Raw genomic sequence first — 21,383 nt, 5'->3', positions numbered from 1 at the left:
GGGGCGTTCAGTTTTTCTGGCTGAGGATCATTTTCTTCGCATGGGCCAATGACTCCTTGGTCAGGTCGATACCGCCAAGCATCCGTGCCACCTCTTCGATGCGCTCGTGCTTGCCGAGCTTTGATACCGCAGTGCGCGTCGCGTTGCTGTCACGGGCCTTGTGCACAAACAGGTGCTGATGGCCCTGCGCAGCCACCTGGGGCAGGTGGGTGACGGTGATGACCTGGCCGCGCTCGCCCAGGCGGCGCAGCAATTGACCAACAATTTCTGCCGTCGGGCCACCAATGCCCACGTCGACTTCATCGAATACCAGGGTGGGAATCCGCGAGGTCTGAGCGGTGATGACCTGAATGGCCAGGCTGATCCGTGACAGTTCACCGCCGGAAGCGACTTTTGATAGAGGCTTGAGTGGCTGGCCCGGGTTGGCGCTGACCAGCAGTTCGACCTGTTCAAGACCGTAAGGCAGCAGGTCAGCGCCGGTATTGGCCTTGAGCTCGATGTTGAAGCGGCCGCCGGGCATGCCCAGGCGGTGGATCTCCTGTTCCACGGCATGGGCCAGTTCGCTCGACGAGTGGCGGCGCAGGTCGCTCAGTTGCCGGGCTTTTTCCTGATAATGCCGGGCGTAGGCCGTCAGCTCGTTCTGCAGCCGCTCGATCGACTCGTCGCTGGCGTTAAGCGTTTCAATCTCATCGAGCAGCTTCTGATGCAGGGTAGCGACTTCATGGGGCTGGATACGATGTTTGCGTGCCAGGCTGTAGATGGCGTCCAGGCGTTCTTCGATCTGTTGAAGGCGGCCCGGATCGGCATCGAAGTGGTCGAGAAAACGATTGAGTTCGCCCACGGCCTCTTCAACCTGGATCTGGGCGCTGGACAGCAGGTCGGTGGCTTCATTGAGTGGTGTCGAATTGCCGCTCACGCTGGACAGACGATTGAGGCTGTTGGTCAGGGCGTGCAGGACGTTGCCCGAGTCGCTTTCGCTGCATTGTTCGATAACCTGACGGCAGATGCTCAGCAGGCTCTCGGCGTTGGTCAGGGTCTTTTGATCCTGCTCGAGCTGCTCCAGCTCGTTCTCACCAAGGCTGAGATTCTCCAGCTCTTCGAGTTGATAACTGAGCAACTGGTGGCGCGCGCGTTGTTCATCACCTGAGCCGGACAGGCGCTCCAGCTCGGCGCGTGTCTGGCGCCAGCGCTGCGAGGCCAGTTGTACCTGGCGGGCCAGATCGGTTGCGCCCGCATATTCGTCGAGCAGGCGCCGGTGAGTATCGCTTTTGAGCAGCGACTGGTGTTCATGCTGGCTGTGGATGTCGATCAACAGCTCGCCCAAGGCTTTCAAGTCGCCCTGTGGGCACGGCGTGCCGTTGATGTAGGCGCGTGAACGACCTTCAGCAGTGATGACCCGGCGCAGAATGCACAGTGCCTCGCCCTCCAGGTCTCGCTCCTTGAGCCAGGCCTGCGCCTCGGGGATCTTGCTCAGGTCGAACGTGGCCAGGATATCGGCCTTGTCGGCGCCAGGGCGAACCACGCCGCTGTCGGCGCGGTCACCGAGGGTGAGGCCCAGGGCGTCGAGCATGATCGACTTGCCGGCGCCGGTTTCACCCGTGATGACGCTCATGCCGCGATCAAGCTCCAGATCGAGGTGTTCGACGATGGCGTAGTTGTGTACCGAAAGATGAACCAGCATGCAGCGGCTCCAGAACGATTCTTCTGGTTATTTATACAGTGTTTTGTTTCGGCCTGACAATGCCCGTCTCCAATTCGTAATGACTGGTCGTCGGACGGGCCTGCAATTGCCTGATGCGCAAGGCGGATTGGCGGGCTGGCGGTTTTTGCTTTTTACCCTGCACTTCGTGGTGTGCTCCCCTTGAAGCTGGAAATTCCGCTCCCATATAAGGGGCAGAAGCGCGAGTTGGGATCGCGGACGTTTTGGAGAGGAGAGAAGTATGGCTGACGAACAGAATCTGGATACGCACGCTCAGGGTCAGGCCGCACAGGCTGAAGCCGGGGATGATCTGGCGACCCGCGTGCAAGTGCTCGAAGAGCAACTCGCCACCGCGCAGGACCAGTCCCTGCGAGCCGTTGCGGATCTGCAGAATGTCCGCCGCCGTGCCGAGCAGGACGTTGAAAAGGCGCACAAGTTTGCGCTGGAAAAATTCTCCGCCGACCTGCTGCCGATCATCGATAGCCTTGAGCGTGGCCTGGAGCTGTCCAACCCGGACGACCAGAGCATCCGTCCGATGCGTGAAGGCATCGAACTGACCCTCAAGATGTTCCAGGACACGCTCAAGCGCTATCAGCTGGAAGCCGTTGATCCGCATGGCCAGCCGTTCAATGCCGAACAGCACCAGGCGATGGCGATGGAAGAGAACGCCAACGTCGAGCCCAACACCGTACTCAAGGTCTTCCAGAAGGGCTATCAGCTCAATGGCCGCCTGCTGCGCCCGGCCATGGTCGTGGTCAGCAAGGCGCCGTCGCCGGCCACGCCCTCAATTAACGAGCAGGCTTGAAATCGTCCGGGCAGCCCCCATTTAAAGGTCAAGCGTTTAAGTGCTACCGCAATCTGTGAACCCGGTTGCGGCAACCAATCAAAAGTTTCGGGAGAGTCAAGATGGGCAAAATTATCGGTATCGACCTGGGGACCACCAACTCCTGCGTCTCGATTCTGGAAGGCGGCAACGTCAAGGTCATTGAAAACGCCGAAGGTGCGCGTACTACCCCTTCGATCATCGCCTACGCCAACGATGGCGAGATCCTGGTCGGTCAGTCGGCCAAGCGTCAGGCGGTCACCAACCCGCACAACACGCTGTACGCAGTAAAGCGCCTGATCGGTCGTCGTTTCGACGAGGGTGTCGTACAGAAAGACATCCAGATGGTCCCTTACAAGATCACCAAGGCTGACAACGGCGACGCGTGGGTTGAAGTCAATGGCCAGAAAATGGCTCCGCCACAGATCTCGGCTGAAATTCTCAAGAAGATGAAGAAAACCGCCGAAGACTACCTCGGCGAGACCGTGACTGAGGCGGTGATCACCGTTCCGGCCTACTTCAACGACAGCCAGCGTCAGGCGACCAAGGACGCCGGCCGTATCGCGGGTCTTGACGTCAAGCGGATCATCAACGAGCCGACCGCAGCCGCGCTGGCATACGGTATGGACAAGGCCAAAGGCGACCACACGGTGATCGTTTATGACCTGGGTGGTGGTACCTTCGACGTATCGGTCATCGAGATCGCTGAAGTCGACGGCGAGCACCAGTTCGAAGTATTGGCCACCAACGGTGACACGTTCCTCGGTGGTGAGGACTTCGATATCCGTCTGATCGACTACCTCGTCGACGAATTCAAGAAAGAAAGCGGCATCAACCTCAAAGGTGATCCGCTGGCCATGCAGCGCCTGAAAGAAGCCGCTGAAAAAGCCAAGATCGAGCTGTCTTCCAGCACCCAGACCGACGTCAACTTGCCGTACATCACTGCAGACGCCACCGGTCCAAAGCACTTGAACGTGAAAATCTCGCGTTCCAAGCTGGAGTCGCTGGTTGAAGACCTGGTGCAGCGCACCATCGAGCCTTGCCGTACTGCTCTGAAAGATGCCGGTATCGACATCGGTGCGATCAACGACGTGATTCTGGTCGGTGGCCAGACCCGTATGCCGCTGGTGCAGAAGCTGGTTGCCGAGTTCTTTGGCAAGGAAGCTCGCAAGGACGTCAACCCGGACGAAGCTGTTGCCATGGGCGCCGCCATTCAGGGCGCGGTTCTGGCCGGTGACGTCAAAGACGTGCTGCTGCTGGACGTCAGCCCGCTGACCCTGGGTATCGAAACCATGGGTGGCGTGATGACTGCGCTGATCGAGAAGAACACCACCATCCCGACCAAGAAGTCGCAAGTGTTCTCCACCGCTGACGACAACCAGAACGCCGTGACCATTCACGTGCTGCAAGGTGAGCGCAAGCAGGCGACCCAGAACAAATCGCTGGGCAAGTTCGACCTGGCCGAGATTCCGCCGGCGCCACGTGGCGTTCCGCAAATCGAGGTGACCTTCGACATCGACGCCAACGGCATCCTGCACGTCGGCGCGAAAGACAAGGCTACCGGCAAGCAGCAGTCGATCGTGATCAAGGCCAACTCCGGTCTGTCTGAGGAAGAAATCCAGCAGATGGTGCGTGATGCCGAGGCTAATGCCGAGGAAGACCGCAAGTTCGAAGAGCTGGCCTCGGCCCGTAACCAGGGTGATGCACTGGTGCACTCGACCCGCAAAATGATTGCCGATGCCGGTGACAAGGTCAGCGCCGAAGAGAAGACCGCAGTAGAAGCGGCTGTTGCTGCGCTGGAAGTGGCAGTGAAGGGCGACGACAAGTCGGTCATCGATGCCAAGGTTGAAGAGCTGTCCAAGGTCTCTGCGCCAATCGCGCAGAAGATGTATGCCGAACAGGCTGAAGCTCCGGAAGCCGCTGCCAAGCCAGCTGAAGGCGCGGCCAAGGCTGATGACGTTGTCGACGCCGAGTTCGAAGAAGTCAAAGACCACAAGTAAGCGCAGGCTCACTTGCAACCCGGTTGACCGCTGTATCGCGGTCGCTGGTAGGATGTCGCCGCGCGGGAGCTTGCTCCCGCGTTGGCGTGTCTGGGATAGACGATTTTTTTATGGCTTGTGCACTGTGCTGCGCAAGTCCTGTGGCAAGGCCGCGGTGCTCCTGCAGTGCGGCTTGTTCTGCCGCTTTTCGCGGCCCTTTGCGGCCGTTGAACGAAGACCAGGATCGTTGAATTGACGTGAGTTGGGTCCGGGCCTGTATTGGGCTCAACGAGTCTGGCCAGGCTCAGGAGGGTTTGGCCGGGCGTCCTCAAGAGTGCGGAAGAATTATGGCGAAGCGTGATTATTACGAAGTATTGGGGGTCGAGCGCGGCGCCAGCGAGGCCGAGCTGAAAAAAGCTTATCGCCGCCTGGCGATGAAGCATCACCCTGACCGTAACCCTGATGACAAAGCATCGGAAGAGCTTTTCAAAGAGGCCAACGAGGCCTACGAAGTGCTGTCCGATACCAGCAAGCGTGCGGCCTACGACCAGTACGGCCACGCCGGTGTCGACCCGAGCATGGGTGGCGGCGGTGGCGGCTTTGGTGCCGGTGGCGCGAACTTCTCGGATATTTTCGGTGATGTGTTCAGCGACTTCTTCGGTGGTGGCGGTCGTGGTGGCGCGCGTGGCGGTCCACAGCGCGGCAGCGACCTGCGCTACACCCTTGAGCTGAATCTGGAAGAAGCGGTTCGCGGTACAACCGTGAATATCCGCGTGCCGACGCTGGTCAATTGCAAACCGTGCGACGGCAGCGGTGCCAAGAAAGGCTCCTCGCCTGTCACGTGTCCGACCTGTGGCGGCATTGGTCAGGTGCGCATGCAGCAGGGCTTCTTCTCGGTGCAGCAGACCTGCCCGCGCTGCCATGGCCAGGGCAAGATCATTTCTGATCCGTGCGATTCCTGTAATGGCGAAGGCCGGGTCGAAGAGTACAAGACCTTGTCGGTCAAAGTGCCTTCGGGGGTCGATACCGGTGATCGCATTCGCCTGTCTGGCGAAGGTGAGGCGGGGCCGCAAGGTGGTCCGAATGGCGATCTGTACGTTGTCATCAATGTTCGCGAGCACCCGATTTTCCAGCGCGATGGCAAGCATCTGTTCTGCGAAGTGCCAATCAGCTTCACTGATGCGGCCCTGGGCGGCGAGCTTGAAGTGCCGACTCTTGAGGGGCGGGTCAAGCTGAAGATCCCTGAGGGCACCCAGACCGGCAAGCAGTTCCGTCTGCGTGGCAAAGGTGTGGCTCCAGTGCGTGGTGGTGGGCCGGGTGACCTGATGTGTCGGGTCGCCGTTGAGACGCCGGTCAACCTCAGCAAGCGCCAGCGTGAATTGCTGGAAGAGTTCCGCGAGTCGCTGCAAAGCGACGAATCACATTCGCCCAAGGCCAGTGGCTGGTTTGAAGGTGTGAAGCGGTTCTTTGGCGACTTGTAAGGCCACCAACCAGAAGCCCTCGTGAGAGCGTCGCTTTCCCGAGGGCTGGCAGGAGCAGAATATGCGACGTATAGCTATTACCGGTGCCGCTGGGCGCATGGGCAAGATTCTTATCGAGGCGGTTGGTCAGGCGCAGGGTGCCGGGCTTACCGCAGCAGTTGATCGTCCTGACAGCACGCTGGTTGGTGCTGATGCCGGCGAGCTGGCTGGGCAGGGGCGCATTGGCGTGCCGCTGTCGGGCGACCTGGCTCGTGTGGCGGAAGAGTTTGATGTGCTGATCGACTTCACTCACCCATCGGTGACCCTGAAGAACCTGGCGTTTTGCCGCAAGGCTGGCAAGGCCATGGTCATCGGCACCACGGGTTTCAGCGCCGAAGAAAAGCAGCGTATCGAAGAGGCGGCCAAGGACATTCCGATTGTCTTTGCGGCTAACTACAGTGTCGGTGTCAACCTGTGCCTGAAGTTGCTGGATACCGCCGCGCGGGTGCTGGGGGATGAGGTCGATATCGAGATCAGCGAGGCGCACCATCGGCACAAGGTCGACGCACCGTCGGGGACCGCGCTGCGCATGGGTGAGGTGGTTGCCGCTGCGCTGGGCCGCGATCTCGAGAAGGTGGCGGTGTATGGTCGTGAAGGCCAGACAGGCGCCCGTGATCGGCAGACCATTGGTTTTGCGACCACCCGTGCCGGTGACATTGTCGGTGATCATACCGTGCTGTTTGCCGCTGATGGCGAGCGTGTGGAGATTACCCACAAGGCTTCCAGCCGGATGACCTTTGCCCGTGGTGCGGTGCGTGCTGCGCTGTGGCTGGACGGCAAGATACCCGGTCTGTATGACATGCAGGACGTGCTCGAACTGCGTTGAGCCGTTGTCATTTTTAGTGAAAAAACCAGGCCGTTCTTGATTCTTTGCTCAGTGACGGCCTTGTTTAACCAGTCTTGGGCCGATTGGTGGTAGACCAAAACAGCCCTTTTCTGTAAGCTACAGCTTTAGTGTGTCCACTAAAAGCGCGCAGATGAATCTATCCAAGAAAGCGGGGTGACGTATCGAAACGTCACTCCGCTTTTTTGCAACCTGCGAACGCCCTTTCAGGCTTTAACTACGGGAGGTCTTCTTGACTAAGCCAGCCATACTCGCCCTTGCTGATGGCAGCATTTTTCGCGGCGAAGCCATTGGAGCCGACGGCCAGACCGTTGGAGAGGTGGTGTTCAACACCGCAATGACCGGCTATCAGGAAATCCTTACCGATCCTTCCTATGCCCAACAAATCGTTACCCTGACCTACCCGCATGTCGGCAACACGGGCACCACGCCTGAAGACGCCGAGTCTGATCGTGTATGGTCGGCTGGCCTGGTCATTCGTGACCTGCCGCTGGTGGCCAGCAACTGGCGTAACAAGCTGTCGCTGCAAGACTATCTCAAGGCCAACAACGTGGTGGCCATTGCCGGGATCGACACTCGCCGCCTGACCCGCATCCTGCGTGAGAAGGGCGCTCAGAACGGCTGCATCCTGGCCGGCGACAACATCAGCGAAGAAGCGGCGATTGCTGCTGCGCGTGGTTTCCCTGGCCTCAAAGGCATGGACCTGGCCAAGGTTGTCAGCACCAAAGAGCGTTACGAGTGGCGCTCCAGTGTCTGGGAACTGAAAACCGACAGCCATCCGGAAATTCCGGCGGCCGATCTGCCTTACCATGTCGTGGCGTTCGACTATGGCGTCAAGGTCAATATCCTGCGCATGCTGGTGGCTCGCGGCTGCCGCGTCACCGTGGTGCCTGCCCAGACCCCGGCCAGTGAAGTGCTGGCGCTTAATCCTGACGGCGTGTTCCTGTCCAACGGCCCTGGCGATCCAGAGCCTTGTGACTACGCCATCGCTGCCATCAAGCAAGTGCTGGAAACCGAAATTCCGGTGTTCGGTATCTGCCTGGGTCACCAGTTGCTGGCCCTGGCTTCGGGCGCCAAGACCGTCAAAATGGGGCATGGCCACCACGGCGCCAACCACCCGGTCCAGGATCTGGACACTGGTGTGGTCATGATCACCAGCCAGAACCACGGTTTTGCGGTAGACGAAGCGACCCTGCCGGGCAACGTTCGCGCCATCCACAAATCGCTGTTCGACGGTACCCTGCAGGGTATCGAGCGCACCGACAAGAGCGCGTTCAGCTTCCAGGGTCACCCTGAAGCCAGCCCTGGCCCGACTGACGTGGCGCCACTGTTCGACCGCTTTATCGATGCGATGGCCAAGCGTCGCTGACCGGTTGCCTTGAGAATGAAGTAATCAGGTGTCAGGGTGGCCCCGGCAATCTCTGTAGCAGGAGTTGCGCCAGGCGCTGCCACCCGGTACCGCAATGAATTGATCAAGACGGCTTGCCGACTGACCTGCGGATTTGAGTGACAACCCATGCCAAAACGTACAGACATTAAAAGTATCCTGATTCTCGGCGCCGGCCCCATCGTGATCGGCCAGGCCTGTGAATTCGACTACTCCGGCGCCCAGGCCTGTAAAGCCCTGCGCGAAGAGGGTTACCGGGTTATCCTGGTGAACTCCAACCCGGCCACCATCATGACCGACCCGGCCATGGCGGACGCGACCTACATCGAGCCGATCAAGTGGCAGAGTGTTGCCAAGATCATCGAGAAAGAGCGTCCAGATGCCGTATTGCCGACCATGGGCGGCCAGACTGCACTGAACTGCGCTTTGGACCTGGAGCGCGAAGGCGTTCTGGAAAAGTTCGGCGTGGAAATGATCGGTGCCAATGCTGACACCATCGACAAGGCCGAAGATCGTTCGCGTTTCGACAAGGCCATGAAGGCCATTGGCCTGGCCTGTCCGCGTTCCGGTATCGCCCATTCCATGGAAGAAGCCAACGCGGTACTGGAGACGCTGGGTTTCCCTTGCATCATCCGTCCGTCCTTCACCATGGGTGGCACCGGTGGCGGTATTGCTTACAACCGTGAAGAGTTCGAAGAAATCTGCGCCCGTGGTCTGGACCTGTCGCCAACCAAGGAACTGCTGATCGACGAATCGCTGATCGGCTGGAAAGAGTACGAGATGGAAGTTGTCCGTGACAAAAAGGACAACTGCATCATCGTCTGCTCCATCGAAAACTTTGACCCGATGGGTGTGCACACCGGTGACTCGATCACTGTGGCACCTGCACAGACCCTGACCGACAAGGAATACCAGATCCTGCGTAACGCCTCGCTGGCGGTGCTGCGCGAGATCGGCGTTGAGACCGGTGGCTCCAACGTTCAGTTCGGTATTTGCCCGAACACCGGCCGTATGGTCGTGATCGAGATGAACCCGCGCGTTTCGCGTTCCTCGGCGCTGGCTTCCAAGGCCACCGGTTTCCCGATCGCCAAGATCGCGGCCAAGCTGGCTGTGGGTTACACCCTCGACGAGCTGCAGAACGACATCACTGGCGGCAAGACCCCGGCGTCTTTCGAGCCGTCGATCGACTACGTCGTGACCAAGCTGCCGCGCTTTGCGTTCGAGAAGTTCTCCAATGCCGACGCTCGTCTGACCACTCAGATGAAGTCGGTGGGTGAGGTCATGGCCATTGGTCGTACCTTCCAGGAATCCCTGCAGAAAGCCCTGCGCGGTCTGGAAGTTGGTGTCAGCGGTCTGGATCCGAAACTGGACCTGAGCCACCCGGAAAGCATGAGCACGCTCAAGCGTGAACTGACCGTGCCAGGTGCCGAGCGTATCTGGTACGTCGCCGATGCGTTCCGCGCCGGTTTCAGCGTCGAAGACATCTTTGGCATGAACATGATCGACCCTTGGTTCCTGGTGCAGATCGAAGATCTGATCAAGGATGAAGAGAAGATCAAGACCCAGGGTCTGTCGGCCATCGACCGTGACCTGATGTTGCGCCTCAAGCGCAAAGGCTTCTCCGATGCCCGTCTGGCCAAGCTGCTGGGCGTGACCGAGAAGAACCTGCGCACTCACCGCCAGAAACTGGAAGTGTTCCCGGTCTACAAGCGCGTTGACACCTGTGCGGCCGAGTTCGCCACCGACACTGCGTACATGTACTCCACGTACGAAGAAGAGTGCGAAGCCAATCCTTCGACGCGCGACAAGATCATGATTCTTGGTGGTGGTCCGAACCGTATCGGCCAGGGTATCGAGTTCGACTACTGCTGTGTGCACGCGGCCCTCGCGCTGCGTGACGATGGCTATGAAACGATCATGGTCAACTGCAACCCGGAAACCGTCTCCACCGACTACGACACCTCTGATCGCCTGTACTTCGAGCCAGTGACCCTGGAAGACGTGCTGGAAATCGTCCGTGTCGAGAAGCCAAAAGGTGTGATTGTCCAGTACGGTGGCCAGACGCCGCTGAAACTGGCGCGTGCCCTTGAAGCTGCCGGCGTGCCGATCATCGGCACCAGCCCTGATGCCATCGACCGTGCTGAAGACCGTGAGCGCTTCCAGCAGATGGTTGAGCGCCTGAACCTGCGCCAGCCACCAAACGCCACCGTGCGCAGCGAAGACGAAGCGATTCGTGCAGCGGCCAAGATCGGTTACCCGCTGGTGGTGCGTCCATCCTATGTATTGGGTGGGCGTGCGATGGAAATCGTTTACCAGGAAGAAGAGCTCAAGCGCTACCTGCGCGAGGCCGTTCAGGTCTCCAACGACAGCCCGGTGCTGCTCGATCACTTCCTCAACTGCGCAATCGAGATGGACGTCGATGCCGTCAGCGACGGCACCGATGTGGTGATCGGTGCGATCATGCAGCACATCGAGCAAGCCGGTGTTCACTCCGGTGACTCGGCCTGTTCGCTGCCACCGTACTCGTTGCCGGCCCATATCCAGGACGAGATGCGCGACCAGGTCAAGAAGATGGCCCTTGAGCTGGGTGTCGTCGGTCTGATGAACGTGCAGTTGGCGTTGCAGGGCGAAGACATCTACGTCATTGAAGTGAACCCGCGTGCTTCGCGTACCGTGCCGTTCGTTTCCAAGTGCATCGGTGTATCCCTGGCAATGATCGCAGCCCGCGTCATGGCCGGCAAAACCCTGAAAGAGCTGGGCTTCACCAAGGAAATCATTCCTGACTTCTACAGCGTCAAGGAAGCGGTGTTCCCGTTCGCCAAGTTCCCGGGTGTTGACCCGATCCTTGGCCCGGAGATGAAATCCACCGGTGAAGTGATGGGCGTGGGCGACACCTTCGGCGAGGCATTTGCCAAAGCCCAGATGGGTGCCAGCGAAGTGCTGCCAACGGGCGGTACTGCGTTCATCAGCGTGCGTGACGACGACAAGCCGCTCGTGGCGGGTGTCGCCCGTGACCTGATCAGCCTTGGTTTCGAGGTGGTCGCTACCGCTGGTACTGCCAAGCTGATCGAAGCTGCGGGCCTGAAAGTGCGCCGGGTCAACAAGGTGACCGAAGGTCGCCCGCACGTTGTCGACATGATCAAGAACGACGAAGTGACTTTGATCATCAACACCACTGAAGGCCGTCAGTCGATCGCTGACTCCTACTCCATTCGTCGCAATGCGCTGCAGCACAAGATCTACTGCACAACCACCATTGCGGCCGGCGAAGCGGTCTGTGAAGCGCTCAAGTTCGGTCCGGAAAAGACCGTGCGTCGCTTGCAGGACCTCCATGCAGGAATGAAAGGATGAGTACCAAGTACCCAATGACCGTCGAGGGCGCTCGCGCGCTCGAAGAGGAACTGGCCCACCTGACCAAGGTGGTCCGGCCAAAACTCAGTCAGGACATCGGCGAAGCACGCGAGCTGGGTGACCTGAAGGAAAACGCCGAATACCATGCCGCCCGTGAGCAGCAGGGCATGGTTGAGGCGCGCATCCGTGACATCGAAGGCCGCATGCAGAACGCTGTGATCATCGATGTCACGACCATCCCGCATACCGGCAAGGTGGTGTTCGGCACTACCGTGGAAATCGCTAATGTCGAAACCGACGAAAGCGTGATCTACAAGCTGGTAGGTGAGGATGAGGCAGATGCCAAGCAGGGCAAGATTTCTGTCACTTCGCCAATTGCACGTGCCTTGATCGCCAAGGAGGAAGGTGACACCGTGGTGGTGAAGGCCCCCGGTGGTGATGTCGAGTACGAAATCATCGAGGTTCGTCACATCTGACACCTCGGGCCAGTACTGATGTAACAGGCAGGCTGTTCATCCTCAGGGGTGAGCGGCCTGTTTCATCTATCCAGTCCCGATTTTCAGGCAGCTTGCTGCGCAGTGTCCTCGGACCCTGTAAGGTAGCTGAATGAAGGTTTTGCCAAGTGCGTGAAGCAGGCCGACCGTTGGTCGAAGGGTAGCAGGGCGCGCGATTGCGGCCCTGACGATGCGCGAATCAGCCGGCGCGATGAACGTTGGACAGGTTCTTGTTCGGCTTGGGGTTCTTGCGGTAGATCAGTGCCATCTTGCCGATGACCTGAACCAGCTCTGCCGAGCCGCTCTTGCACAGCTCTGCGATGCTCTGCAGTCGGCTTTCGCGATCCAGGATGTTGAGCTTGATCTTGATCAGCTCGTGGTCGTTCAGAGCGCGTTCCAGCTCGGCGAGCACACCTTCGGTCAAACCATTGTCAGCCACGATCAGAACCGGCTTGAGGTGGTGGCCAATGGATTTGTACTGTTTCTTCTGCTCTTGAGTGAGCGGCATAATCTGACCCCTGCGTCTGGTCTGGTGAAAAACGGCGGCTAGTTTACCCGAGCAAGTCCGAGACCGCCCATATAATCGCGACCCGTTTAAAATTGAGGTGCCCCGTGGCCCGTTCCAAATCAAGCCAAGGCTGGCTTAAAGAACATTTCGACGATAAATACGTGAAGATGGCGCAAAAAGACGGCTATCGTTCGCGCGCCAGTTACAAGCTCCTGGAGATCCAGGAGAAGGACAGGATCATTCGTCCCGGCATGACCGTGATCGACCTGGGAGCGGCCCCGGGCGGCTGGTCTCAGGTCACCAGTCGGCTGATTGGTGGTCAGGGCAAGCTGATCGCTTCGGACATTCTGGAAATGGACAGCATTCCGGATGTCACTTTCATTTGCGGCGACTTTACCCAGGACGCCGTGCTGGCGCAGATCCTCGAGGCGGTAGGTAATACGCAAGTAGACCTTGTTATTTCCGATATGGCCCCCAATATGAGTGGATTGAGCGCTGTGGATATGCCTCGTGCCATGTTCCTCTGTGAGCTGGCGCTGGACCTGGCAGGGCGTGTGTTGCGTCCAGGTGGCGATTTCCTCATCAAGATTTTCCAGGGTGAGGGCTTCGATACCTACCACAAGGACATCCGTCGGCTGTTCGACAAGGTGCAGATGCGCAAGCCGTTGTCATCGCGTGACCGGTCTCGCGAGCAATACCTTCTGGCCCGTGGCTTCCGTGGTCTGGAAGGTTCGGCCAGCGAAGAGCGTCTTTGATCCGGTACCGGGCGCTTTTGGTGTGGTGCGATAGTTTTTTTCAAATGGCGTGCAGATGTCGCCTGAATGAACATCTTGTAGCTAATGTTTCACAAAGGGTTACAGACGGCGCCTGCCACATTGGGGGGTTCTGTAGTAAGTTAGGGCGGTGATTATCATGCGAGGCACGCTTGCTGCGTGGAGCTTGCTTCAGAGGGTAGCTAATTGAACGATATGGCAAAGAATTTGATCCTGTGGTTGATCATCGCGGCTGTCCTGGTGACGGTGATGAACAACTTCTCCAGCCCGAACGAGCCGCAGACCCTCAACTACTCCGAATTCATCCAGCAGGTGAAGAGCGGCAAGGTCGAGAAAGTCTCTGTGGACGGCTATGTCATCACAGGCAAGCGCAGTGACGGCGATACCTTCAAGACCATCCGCCCTGCCATCCAGGATAACGGCCTGATCGGTGATCTGGTCGACAACAACGTGGTCGTCGAAGGCAAGCAGCCTGAGCAGCAGAGTATCTGGACCCAGTTGCTGGTGGCCAGCTTCCCGATCCTGGTGATCATTGCTGTCTTCATGTTCTTCATGCGGCAGATGCAGGGCGGCGCCGGCGGTAAAGGCGGGCCGATGAGTTTCGGCAAGAGCAAGGCGCGCCTGCTCTCTGAAGATCAGGTCAAGACCACCCTGGCCGACGTTGCAGGTTGCGACGAAGCCAAGGAAGAAGTCGGCGAACTGGTCGAGTTCCTGCGTGATCCGGGCAAATTCCAGCGTCTGGGTGGCCGGATCCCGCGCGGCGTACTGATGGTCGGTCCTCCGGGCACCGGTAAGACCTTGCTCGCCAAGGCCATTGCCGGTGAAGCCAAGGTGCCGTTCTTCACGATTTCCGGTTCAGACTTCGTCGAGATGTTCGTCGGTGTCGGTGCCAGCCGGGTCCGTGACATGTTCGAGCAGGCCAAGAAGCACGCGCCATGCATCATCTTCATCGACGAAATCGATGCGGTCGGTCGTCATCGCGGTGCTGGCATGGGCGGTGGTCACGATGAGCGCGAGCAGACCCTCAACCAGTTGCTGGTAGAGATGGACGGCTTCGAAATGAATGACGGCATTATCGTCATTGCAGCGACCAACCGTCCCGACGTTCTTGACCCGGCGCTGCTGCGTCCAGGCCGCTTCGACCGTCAGGTGGTCGTCGGCTTGCCGGATATCCGTGGTCGCGAGCAGATTCTCAAGGTCCACATGCGCAAAGTGCCGATGGGCGAGAATGTCAATCCGGCGGTGATCGCACGCGGTACTCCTGGCTTCTCTGGTGCCGACCTGGCCAACCTGGTCAACGAAGCGTCACTGTTTGCCGCGCGCAGCGGCAAGCGCCTGGTCGAAATGAAAGAGTTCGAGCTGGCCAAAGACAAGATCATGATGGGCGCCGAGCGCAAAAGCATGGTCATGTCCGAAAAAGAGAAACAGAACACCGCTTATCACGAAGCAGGTCACGCGATCGTTGGTCGCCTGGTGCCAGAGCATGACCCGGTCTACAAGGTTTCGATCATCCCGCGTGGTCGTGCCCTCGGTGTCACCATGTTCCTGCCTGAAGAGGATCGCTACAGCCTCTCCAAGCGTGCGCTGATCAGCCAGATCTGCTCGCTGTATGGCGGCCGTATCGCTGAGGAAATGACCCTGGGCTTCGATGGGGTCACCACCGGCGCTTCCAATGACATCATGCGCGCCAGCCAGATTGCCCGGAACATGGTGACCAAGTGGGGCCTGTCCGAGAAGCTTGGCCCGCTGATGTACACCGAGGACGAGGATTCAGGTTACCTGGGTCGCGGTTCGAGCCAGAACACCAGTTTCTCCGGTGATACGGCCAAGCTGATCGACTCTGAAGTGCGCAGCATCATTGATCTTTGTTATGGCACGGCCAAGCAGTTGCTGACCGATAACCGTGACAAGCTCGATGCCATGGCTGATGCGCTGATGAAGTACGAGACCATCGACAGCGATCAGATCGACGACATCATGGCCGGTCGCACGCCGCGTGAGCCTCGTGATTGGGAAGGTGGTTCCGGTACCAACGGTACGCCAATTCCCGAGCCTCGTCCTGAAGCGCCTATCGGCGGCCCTGCTGCCGATCATTAAGGTCTGACATGACTTCAACGCTGTATCCGACCCGGTTGCCTTGCGGCAACCGGGTTCTTGATTTGGCCCGGACGCATGTCATGGGCATTCTGAATGCGACTCCCGACTCTTTCTCCGATGGCGGCCGCTACAGTCAGCTTGATGCTGCGCTGCGTCACGCCGAAGCGATGGTGCTGGCTGGCGCGACTCTGATCGACATTGGCGGTGAGTCCACTCGTCCCGGTGCGCCACCTGTTTCTGTGCTCGAAGAGCTGGAGCGGGTTGCGCCGTTGGTCGAGCGGGTCGCTCAAGAACTGGATGTGGTGATTTCCGTAGATACCTCAACCCCTGAGGTGATTCTGGAAACCGCACGTCTGGGGGCGGGGCTGATCAACGACGTCCGCTCGCTGCGCCGTCCTGGTGCTCTGGAGGCGGCTGCGCAGACCGGTTTGCCGGTTTGTCTGATGCACATGCTGGGCGAGCCTGGCGATATGCAGGATAATCCGCACTATCGCGACCTGGTTCAGGAAGTCAGTGATTTTCTGGTCGAGCGTATGAAGCAGTGCGCAGCCGTCGGTATTGGCGCTGAGCGCATTATTCTCGACCCCGGGTTTGGCTTCGCCAAGACACTGGATCACAATCTCAGCCTGTTCAAGCACATGGAAGTTCTGCATGCGCTGGGGCGTCCACTCTTGGTGGGTGTCTCGCGCAAGAGCATGATTGGCGGTGTGCTGGGGCGTGCGGTGGATGAGCGCCTGTATGGCGGTCTGGCCCTGGCGGCTCTGGCGATGAGCAAGGGCGCGCGGATCCTGCGTGTGCACGATGTTGCCGAGACGGTCGACGTCGTGCGCATGATTACAGCTGTCGAGTCAGCTGAATAAGAACACTGTGGAGCACCCATGACTACCAAAAAATATTTCGGCACCGACGGCATTCGCGGTCGTGTTGGCCAGTACCCGATTACCCCTGATTTCATGCTTAAGCTGGGCTGGGCAGCGGGCATGGCGTTTCGCCGTATGGGCGCCTGCCGAATTCTGGTGGGTAAGGACACTCGTATTTCTGGCTACATGTTCGAATCCGCCCTGGAGGCCGGTCTTTCGGCTGCCGGGGCCGATGTCATGTTGCTCGGTCCGATGCCTACGCCGGCGATCGCCTACCTGACGCGCACCTTTCACGCAGAAGCCGGTATCGTGATCAGCGCATCGCACAATCCGCATTACGATAACGGCATCAAGTTTTTCTCGGGGCAGGGCACCAAGCTGCCTGACGAGATCGAAATGATGATCGAAGAATTGCTCGATGCGCCGATGACCGTCGTGGACTCGGAGAATCTGGGCAAGGTGTCGCGGATCAACGACGCGGCCGGCCGTTATATCGAGTTCTGCAAGAGCAGCGTGCCGACGGGCACCAGCTTTGCCGGGCTGAAACTGGTGGTCGATTGTGCTCATGGGGCTACCTACAAGATCGCGCCCAGCGTGTTTCGCGAGCTGGGTGCGCAGGTCAGTGTTCTGGCTGCGCAGCCCAACGGCCTGAATATCAACGAAAACTGCGGTTCCACGCACCTTGAGTCCTTGCAGGCCGCCGTGCTGGCCGAGAAGGCCGACCTGGGCATCGCCTTTGACGGCGATGGTGACCGGGTGCTGATGGTCGACCAGACCGGTGCGATAGTCGATGGCGATGAGTTGATGTACATCATTGCCCGCGACATGCATCAGCGTGATCGCCTCAATGGCGGTGTCGTCGGTACATTGATGAGCAATCTGGGGCTTGAGCTGGGGCTGGCCGAGCTCGGCATTCCATTTGTTCGGGCCAATGTCGGTGACCGCTACGTGATTGCCGAACTGCTGGAGCGCAATTGGCTGCTCGGCGGTGAGAACTCCGGACATGTGGTATGCATGCAGCACACCACGACCGGGGATGCCGTTATCGCCGCGCTGCAGGTGTTGATGGCCCTGCGTCGTGCAGGTGAAAGCCTGGCTCAGGCGCGCCAGAAACTGCGTAAATGCCCTCAGGTGTTGATCAATGTGCGCTTCGCCGGCGGCCTGGATCCGGTCGCTCATCCGTCCGTGCAGCAGGCTTGTGCCCGGGTAACCGACGAAATGGCCGGGCGTGGTCGGGTGTTGTTGCGCAAGTCCGGGACCGAGCCGCTGGTGCGTGTCATGGTCGAAGGTGAGGACGAAGTGCGGGTCCGGGCCTATGCCGAAGAACTGGCCAGGCTGGTCGATGAAGTTTGTTCCTGAAAACGGCTTGCCAGCTTTGAAATGGTTGGGTAATATCTGCGCCCACTTTGACCGACGAGGTAAAGCATGCGTCGCCCTATGGTAGCTGGTAACTGGAAGATGCACGGTACCCGCGCCAGCGTCGCTGAGCTGGTCGAGGGACTCGCAGCGCAGGACCTGCCTGGCAGTGTTGATGTTGCAGTGATTCCTTCGAGTCTGCATATCGGTCAAGTGGTCGACGGGCTCCAAGGTACGTCGATCGTCGTGGGAGCCCAGGATGCAGCCGTTCAGGCTGAGCAGGGCGCCCTGACAGGCGAGACGGCATCGGTTCAGTTGGTCGATGCGGGTTGCAAGCTGGTTCTGGTTGGTCACTCCGAGCGACGCCTTTTGTTGGGCGAGTCTGACGAAGTGCTCAATCGCAAGTTTGCGGCCATTCAGGCAAGTGGTCTGGTGCCGGTGTTGTGTGTTGGGGAAACTCTTGCACAGCGCGAGGCGGGTCAAACTCTTGAGGTGGTCGGGCAGCAGCTTGACAGTGTCATCAAGGCGTTTGGTATCCAGGCGCTGGTCAATGCCGTTGTTGCCTACGAGCCTGTATGGGCCATTGGCACCGGGTTGACGGCAACACCTGAGCAGGCGCAGGAGGTGCACGCAGCAATACGTGCGCAACTGGCCGAAAATGATTCTGGGGTTGCACAAGGTGTGCGACTTCTCTACGGCGGCAGTGTAAAGGCGGCCAATGCGGCTGAGCTTTTCAGTATGCCGGATATCGATGGGGGGCTTGTTGGTGGAGCTTCCCTGAATGCAGATGAGTTCGGTGCGATCTGTCGCGCCGCGGGAAACTGACAATATGCTGGAAACAGTCGTAATCGTTTTTCATCTGCTGGGTGCCCTGGGTGTTGTAGCCCTGGTTCTGATGCAGCAGGGTAAGGGTGCTGAAGCAGGTGCTTCATTTGGTGCGGGTGCATCAAATACTGTCTTCGGAAGCCAAGGAAGTGCTACCTTTCTTAGTAAGTTTACTGCTATACTTGCAGCATGTTTTTTCTTGAGTAGCTTGGGTTTAGGTTACTTTGCTAAAGAAAAAGCTCAAGAGCTGAATCAGGTAGGTTTGCCAGATCCAGCGGTAATGGAAATCAAGCAAAAGCCGGCATCCGACGATGTTCCTATGCTTGACGGCCAGAAGCCCGCAGCTACTGTACCGGCCGATGTTCCTCAGGCTCCGGAAAAGTAAGCAAGAATTCGACGATGTAGTTGATATCGTCAAAGTGTTGTAATGCCGAGGTGGTGGAATTGGTAGACACGCAACCTTGAGGTGGTTGTGCCCATAGGGTGTAGGGGTTCGAGTCCCCTTCTCGGTACCATATAAAACAAGATGGCCCGCATTAGCGGGCTTTCTTGTAGGTGGATGTTCGATTGACCTGTCAAGTAATCGATCGTATAATCCGCCCCCAGCTTTGTCGCGGGGTGGAGCAGTCTGGTAGCTCGTCGGGCTCATAACCCGAAGGTCGTTGGTTCAAATCCAGCCCCCGCAACCAGTTTTAGCGGAGCCCCTATCAAGGGGCTTTTTGTTAGCTGGACAGAACGGATCTCTCTAAAGATGCGATTTTTAGAGGTTTCCGAACATGACGTCGGTGTTCAGCGGCGTTTTCACTGATGGGCTTGTGCCCATTTTTTTATTTTCAAAGCATGCACGAGGGGGTTCAGATGTCGAGCAAGCTGGAACAGTTGCAGGCCATGCTGGCCCCAGTGGTCGAAGCACTTGGCTACACATGCTGGGGGATCGAGTTCGTTTCCCAGGGCCGGCATTCAATGCTGCGCATTTTTATCGATAAGGAAGGCGGCGTCCTGGTGGAAGACTGCGAAATCGTCAGTCGTCAGGTCAGTGGCATATTGGATGTAGAAGATCCAATCAGCTCTGAGTACACGCTGGAAGTGTCGTCTCCCGGCATGGATCGCCCACTGTTCACACTTGAACAGTTTGCTTTGCACACTGGGAACCAAGTGAAAATTAAGCTGCGTTCGCCATATGAAGGACGTCGCAACTTTCAGGGCCTTCTCCGCGGGGTGGAGGAGCAGGATGTCGTGGTGCAGGTTGATGACCATGAGTACCTGTTGCCGATCGACATGATCGACAAGGCCAACATCATTCCCACGTTTGACTGAAGACGTGCCAGATACTGCGGATCCCGCGGATCCAATGGCTTGCGAAAGGCGAGGCGTACGATGAGCAAAGAAGTACTGCTGGTTGTTGAGTCGGTGTCCAATGAAAAGGGCGTACCGGCGGGTGTTATTTTTGAAGCGCTGGAGCTGGCACTGGCTACCGCGACAAAAAAACGCTATGAAGATGAAGTCGATGTGCGTGTTGAAATCAACCGTCACACCGGCAATTACGAGACATACCGTCGCTGGACTGTGGTCGAGGACGAAGACCTTGATGATCCGGCACACCAGTACGCGGTAGATCAGGCCCAGGCGCACAAACCGGGCGCTGTGGCTGGCGAAGTCATCGAGGAGAAGATCGAGTCCATCGAGTTCGGTCGTATCGCCGCGCAGACCGCCAAGCAAGTCATTGTCCAGAAGGTTCGTGAAGCCGAGCGCGCCCAGGTGGTTGACGCTTACCGTGAGCGTCTGGGTGAAATTATTTCCGGCACCGTCAAGAAGGTCACGCGTGACAGCGTCATCGTCGACCTGGGCAACAATGCCGAAGCACTGCTAGCACGTGAAGACATCATCTCCCGTGAGACTTTCCGGGTTGGTGTCCGCCTGCGAGCGCTGCTAAAAGAAATCCGCACTGAGAACCGTGGCCCGCAGCTGATTCTGTCGCGTACTGCGCCAGAAATGCTGATCGAGCTGTTCCGTATTGAAGTCCCGGAGATCGCCGAAGGGTTGATCGAAGTGATGGCTGCTTCCCGTGATCCGGGGTCGCGAGCCAAGATTGCTGTTCGCTCCAAGGACAAGCGTATTGATCCGCAAGGTGCCTGTATTGGCATGCGCGGTTCGCGTGTCCAGGCTGTTTCGGGCGAATTGGGCGGTGAACGTGTGGATATCGTGCTGTGGGACGACAACCCGGCACAATTCGTGATCAATGCAATGTCCCCTGCTGAAGTGGCGGCAATCATCGTTGATGAAGACGCTCATGCAATGGACATCGCGGTTGGCGCGGACAACCTGGCTCAGGCCATCGGTCGTGGTGGACAGAACGTACGTCTGGCCAGTCAATTGACCGGCTGGACTCTGAATGTAATGACCGAGTCGGACATTCAGGCCAAGCAACAGGCGGAGACCGGAGATATCCTGCGCAATTTCATCGACGACCTTGAAGTCGACGAAGAGCTGGCTCAGGTTCTGGTCGACGAAGGCTTTACCAGCCTCGAAGAAATCGCCTACGTACCGCTGGAAGAAATGCTCAACATCGACGGCTTTGACGAGGACATCGTCAATGAGCTTCGTGCTCGCGCCAAGGATCGCCTGTTGACCAAAGCCATCGCTACTGAGGAAAAACTGGCAGACGCCCAACCAGCCGAAGACCTGCTCTCTCTTGAGGGTATGGACAAGGACCTGGCGATGGAACTGGCGGTGCGCGGCGTCCTGACCCGCGAAGACCTGGCCGAGCAGTCGATTGACGACCTGCTCGACATCGACGGCATCGACGACGATCGTGCCGGCAAGTTGATCATGGCCGCCCGTGCCCATTGGTTCGAGTAACAAGGCGC

At 58.6% G+C, this 21,383-nt stretch carries 17 protein-coding genes and 2 tRNA genes; 17 read left to right on the top strand and 2 right to left on the bottom strand.

Annotated elements, in window-relative coordinates; all coding sequences use genetic code 11:
• Nucleotides 1-7 precede the first annotated feature (7 nt).
• On the bottom strand, nucleotides 8-1,681 hold the full coding sequence (gene recN, locus NJC38_RS18520) for a DNA repair protein RecN (protein WP_253116388.1): 1,674 nt from the start codon (nucleotides 1,679-1,681) through the stop codon (nucleotides 8-10).
• Between the two features lie 259 nt (nucleotides 1,682-1,940).
• Between recN and grpE the strand changes: the two genes are divergently transcribed.
• From grpE to greA, 7 genes are all read left to right on the top strand, one after another.
• Nucleotides 1,941-2,504 carry a nucleotide exchange factor GrpE gene (gene grpE, locus NJC38_RS18515; RefSeq protein ID WP_045487692.1) on the top strand — a complete coding sequence of 188 codons (564 nt, stop codon included), beginning with the start codon at nucleotides 1,941-1,943 and terminating at the stop codon, nucleotides 2,502-2,504.
• Between the two features lie 101 nt (nucleotides 2,505-2,605).
• Complete coding sequence (dnaK, locus tag NJC38_RS18510) at nucleotides 2,606-4,522, top strand: molecular chaperone DnaK (RefSeq protein WP_253116386.1); 1,917 nt, start codon at nucleotides 2,606-2,608, stop codon at nucleotides 4,520-4,522.
• Nucleotides 4,523-4,848: 326 nt separating this feature from the next.
• Nucleotides 4,849-5,982 carry a molecular chaperone DnaJ gene (gene dnaJ / locus NJC38_RS18505; protein WP_045487697.1) on the top strand — a complete coding sequence of 378 codons (1,134 nt, stop codon included), beginning with the start codon at nucleotides 4,849-4,851 and terminating at the stop codon, nucleotides 5,980-5,982.
• A 61-nt stretch (nucleotides 5,983-6,043) separates the two neighbouring features.
• Nucleotides 6,044-6,847 (top strand): 4-hydroxy-tetrahydrodipicolinate reductase, encoded by an 804-nt coding sequence (gene dapB, locus NJC38_RS18500; protein WP_253116384.1) that lies wholly within the window; start codon nucleotides 6,044-6,046, stop codon nucleotides 6,845-6,847.
• 250 nt (nucleotides 6,848-7,097) lie between these two features.
• Complete coding sequence (gene carA / locus NJC38_RS18495; protein WP_045487702.1) at nucleotides 7,098-8,234, top strand: glutamine-hydrolyzing carbamoyl-phosphate synthase small subunit; 1,137 nt, start codon at nucleotides 7,098-7,100, stop codon at nucleotides 8,232-8,234.
• A 147-nt stretch (nucleotides 8,235-8,381) separates the two neighbouring features.
• Nucleotides 8,382-11,603: a carbamoyl-phosphate synthase large subunit gene (carB, locus tag NJC38_RS18490; RefSeq protein ID WP_253116382.1), complete on the top strand. Its 3,222-nt coding sequence runs from the start codon at nucleotides 8,382-8,384 to the stop codon at nucleotides 11,601-11,603.
• Entirely contained in the window at nucleotides 11,600-12,079 is a 480-nt protein-coding gene (greA, locus tag NJC38_RS18485; protein WP_253116380.1) for a transcription elongation factor GreA, read from the top strand. The genes carB and greA overlap by 4 nt, the downstream gene beginning before the upstream one ends.
• 217 nt (nucleotides 12,080-12,296) lie before the next feature.
• On the opposite strand, the gene NJC38_RS18480 is transcribed toward greA, so the two are convergent.
• Entirely contained in the window at nucleotides 12,297-12,605 is a 309-nt protein-coding gene (locus NJC38_RS18480; RefSeq protein WP_045487708.1) for a YhbY family RNA-binding protein, read from the bottom strand.
• Between the two features lie 104 nt (nucleotides 12,606-12,709).
• Here NJC38_RS18480 and rlmE point away from each other — a divergent pair, with 104 nt between their 5' ends.
• The 10 genes from rlmE (at nucleotide 12,710) to nusA (ending at nucleotide 21,375) form a co-directional block, all read left to right on the top strand.
• On the top strand, nucleotides 12,710-13,360 hold the full coding sequence (gene rlmE / locus NJC38_RS18475; protein WP_045487710.1) for a 23S rRNA (uridine(2552)-2'-O)-methyltransferase RlmE: 651 nt from the start codon (nucleotides 12,710-12,712) through the stop codon (nucleotides 13,358-13,360).
• Nucleotides 13,361-13,573: 213 nt separating this feature from the next.
• Nucleotides 13,574-15,475, top strand: a complete 1,902-nt coding sequence (gene ftsH, locus NJC38_RS18470; protein ID WP_045487713.1) for an ATP-dependent zinc metalloprotease FtsH — start codon at nucleotides 13,574-13,576, stop codon at nucleotides 15,473-15,475.
• Nucleotides 15,476-15,483: 8 nt separating this feature from the next.
• Nucleotides 15,484-16,335: a dihydropteroate synthase gene (gene folP, locus NJC38_RS18465; protein WP_253116379.1), complete on the top strand. Its 852-nt coding sequence runs from the start codon at nucleotides 15,484-15,486 to the stop codon at nucleotides 16,333-16,335.
• A gap of 18 nt (nucleotides 16,336-16,353) precedes the next feature.
• Nucleotides 16,354-17,694 (top strand): phosphoglucosamine mutase, encoded by a 1,341-nt coding sequence (gene glmM / locus NJC38_RS18460; protein ID WP_045487719.1) that lies wholly within the window; start codon nucleotides 16,354-16,356, stop codon nucleotides 17,692-17,694.
• Between the two features lie 66 nt (nucleotides 17,695-17,760).
• Nucleotides 17,761-18,516, top strand: coding sequence for a triose-phosphate isomerase (gene tpiA, locus NJC38_RS18455; protein WP_253116376.1), 756 nt, complete (start codon nucleotides 17,761-17,763; stop codon nucleotides 18,514-18,516).
• A gap of 4 nt (nucleotides 18,517-18,520) precedes the next feature.
• Nucleotides 18,521-18,901, top strand: coding sequence for a preprotein translocase subunit SecG (secG, locus tag NJC38_RS18450; protein ID WP_084709964.1), 381 nt, complete (start codon nucleotides 18,521-18,523; stop codon nucleotides 18,899-18,901).
• Nucleotides 18,902-18,945: 44 nt separating this feature from the next.
• Nucleotides 18,946-19,031 (top strand) — tRNA-Leu (locus NJC38_RS18445).
• 97 nt (nucleotides 19,032-19,128) lie between these two features.
• Nucleotides 19,129-19,205, top strand: a tRNA-Met gene (locus tag NJC38_RS18440).
• 169 nt (nucleotides 19,206-19,374) lie between these two features.
• Nucleotides 19,375-19,833, top strand: a complete 459-nt coding sequence (rimP, locus tag NJC38_RS18435; protein WP_045494307.1) for a ribosome maturation factor RimP — start codon at nucleotides 19,375-19,377, stop codon at nucleotides 19,831-19,833.
• Nucleotides 19,834-19,893: 60 nt separating this feature from the next.
• Nucleotides 19,894-21,375: a transcription termination factor NusA gene (gene nusA, locus NJC38_RS18430; RefSeq protein WP_045487725.1), complete on the top strand. Its 1,482-nt coding sequence runs from the start codon at nucleotides 19,894-19,896 to the stop codon at nucleotides 21,373-21,375.
• Nucleotides 21,376-21,383: the final 8 nt, after the last annotated feature.

Source organism: Pseudomonas sp. 21LCFQ010, from assembly GCF_024129905.1.
Taxonomy (GTDB): domain Bacteria; phylum Pseudomonadota; class Gammaproteobacteria; order Pseudomonadales; family Pseudomonadaceae; genus Aquipseudomonas.
Note: the sequence above shows the minus strand (reverse complement) of the source record. Positions and strands in the feature narration are given on the sequence as shown.

Excerpts from the sequence above, each read along its gene's own strand:
- recN (WP_253116388.1), bottom strand. The coding sequence starts at position 1,681 with ATGCTGGTTCATCTTTCGGTACACAACTACGCCATCGTCGAACACCTC.
- nusA (WP_045487725.1), top strand. The coding sequence starts at position 19,894 with ATGAGCAAAGAAGTACTGCTGGTTGTTGAGTCGGTGTCCAATGAAAAG.
- dnaJ (WP_045487697.1), top strand. The coding sequence starts at position 4,849 with ATGGCGAAGCGTGATTATTACGAAGTATTGGGGGTCGAGCGCGGCGCC.
- carB (WP_253116382.1), top strand. The coding sequence starts at position 8,382 with ATGCCAAAACGTACAGACATTAAAAGTATCCTGATTCTCGGCGCCGGC.
- dapB (WP_253116384.1), top strand. The coding sequence starts at position 6,044 with ATGCGACGTATAGCTATTACCGGTGCCGCTGGGCGCATGGGCAAGATT.
- dnaK (WP_253116386.1), top strand. The coding sequence starts at position 2,606 with ATGGGCAAAATTATCGGTATCGACCTGGGGACCACCAACTCCTGCGTC.
- tpiA (WP_253116376.1), top strand. The coding sequence starts at position 17,761 with ATGCGTCGCCCTATGGTAGCTGGTAACTGGAAGATGCACGGTACCCGC.
- rimP (WP_045494307.1), top strand. The coding sequence starts at position 19,375 with ATGTCGAGCAAGCTGGAACAGTTGCAGGCCATGCTGGCCCCAGTGGTC.
- secG (WP_084709964.1), top strand. The coding sequence starts at position 18,521 with ATGCTGGAAACAGTCGTAATCGTTTTTCATCTGCTGGGTGCCCTGGGT.
- folP (WP_253116379.1), top strand. The coding sequence starts at position 15,484 with ATGACTTCAACGCTGTATCCGACCCGGTTGCCTTGCGGCAACCGGGTT.
- glmM (WP_045487719.1), top strand. The coding sequence starts at position 16,354 with ATGACTACCAAAAAATATTTCGGCACCGACGGCATTCGCGGTCGTGTT.
- greA (WP_253116380.1), top strand. The coding sequence starts at position 11,600 with ATGAGTACCAAGTACCCAATGACCGTCGAGGGCGCTCGCGCGCTCGAA.
- NJC38_RS18480 (WP_045487708.1), bottom strand. The coding sequence starts at position 12,605 with ATGCCGCTCACTCAAGAGCAGAAGAAACAGTACAAATCCATTGGCCAC.
- ftsH (WP_045487713.1), top strand. The coding sequence starts at position 13,574 with ATGGCAAAGAATTTGATCCTGTGGTTGATCATCGCGGCTGTCCTGGTG.
- grpE (WP_045487692.1), top strand. The coding sequence starts at position 1,941 with ATGGCTGACGAACAGAATCTGGATACGCACGCTCAGGGTCAGGCCGCA.